Source organism: Methanosarcina baikalica (assembly GCF_031461075.1).
Taxonomy (GTDB): Archaea; Halobacteriota; Methanosarcinia; order Methanosarcinales; family Methanosarcinaceae; genus Methanosarcina; species Methanosarcina baikalica.
In genome coordinates this window covers 1-1521 of sequence record NZ_JAVKPK010000144.1, presented here as the reverse complement: position 1 = coordinate 1521, position 1521 = coordinate 1, and the positions used below count along the sequence as shown (strand labels likewise).

At 30.2% G+C, this 1521-nt stretch carries 1 protein-coding gene; it reads right to left on the bottom strand.

Annotation, left to right across the window (positions count from 1 at the left end; translation table 11 throughout):
- Nucleotides 1-780 precede the first annotated feature (780 nt).
- Entirely contained in the window at nt 781-1188 is a 408-nt protein-coding gene (locus tag RG963_RS16430; RefSeq protein WP_011024057.1) for a DUF1699 family protein, read from the bottom strand.
- Nucleotides 1189-1521: the final 333 nt, after the last annotated feature.

Genomic DNA, 1521 nt, shown 5'->3' with positions numbered 1-1521 from the left:
AATATGATTCAGAATCAAAACGGTTATTAATTCAAAAATTCCAAATTCCATAAGACGAGGAATATAATTGGCTATCCTGCCTGACTTAAGATACCTTACTATAGAATTTTTGGATGAAAATTAGAGATAAGGAAATTACAAGATAATTACCCACTTTTATAGAATAGCCGTGGCTTTATCGTTATTCAGGATTAACGAAAGATTTGAGCTATTGTTCATGGAGGAAGCCGCTGAGAGAATCCAGGTAACAGCAAAGGGGATTTTCTTTTTAAGCGTATCCTAGAACCCAAAACTTGTTTCATTGAATCCCTTCTTTTGAGTAACAAAGCGCGTTTACGATTGTGAAAACAATCCTGAAAAGTCTGAATGATTAAGAATAAAATGGTTTGGGATAGGCTCAGTATTATTTAGTCCGAAGAGTTTACTGAGTTTGGATTAGCTTATACTTGAAAGGTCTATAAAAAATTTAAAAGCGCTGCCAGAGAAAATAAAAGAGTATAATAAATAAAAAGATAATAAAAATTTGGAAGTAATTAAAATGACAAAATAATAAAAATTTAAAAGTTATAAAACCTAATAAATTGGGATAACCAGAAATTAGAAAATCAGCAAGAAACAAAAATTAAAAAGAAATGAAATAAAAATTAAAAAGAAATGAAATAAAAATTAAAAAGAAATGAAATAAAAATTAAAAAGAAATAAAATAAAAATTAAAAAGAAATGAAATAAAAATTAAAAAGAAATGAAATTGAGGAGAGCTTAAAATATTGTTTCAGCATCTCAGGCGGTAACATCCTTTCTCAGAATGTAAGCAACCATCTCAGGGTTAAGTTTGCTTTCCCTTGAAACCTTTTCCTCAATAGCTTCAGTGGATTTGCCTTCAATTTTCAGTTCTTTTATTTCTTCAATGATTGACGAAGGAATACGGTAGTACTCGTTTATATCTTTCCTGTGGCCCCAGACGTCTCCTTCTATGAGCTGGATGCGCTGCATTTCAAGGAACATTTCTATTGACTTTGAAACAGTACGTCTGTAAGACTTTGGAAGCTGTATGACCTCAATCTTCGGACAGTTCTCAACCAGTGAAAAAATATCCTTGTTCGATGGCCTGAAGGCCAGGTGCACTATTCTTTCATTTGGATTCAGTGTGAAGATTTCTTCTCTTGAACTCACAACCCTTATTTTCAAAGTTTATCCTCTCATATATTTATTTTTTTCACTTAATAGTAAAAAATTCTTCATTAAATATTTTTCTATAATCACCGGAATTATTTAGAAAGAATTGGTGTTTACATCTTCGTTTATTTTCACAGAATTCCGATGCAAGTAATAAAAATCAATAGGTAGTACAACTTTTTTAGCGAAACGTGATAAAATATTTGAAAACGCTTTGCAAAAAGTATGAAGAATGAAATCAGAAAAAAATCAGAATTTTGTTAAACATTATTTGATTTTCTAAGGTCAGGGCATTTTTGATATTGTGGGTATGGAACTTTAGAAATTCATGAGTTTTTAAATGTT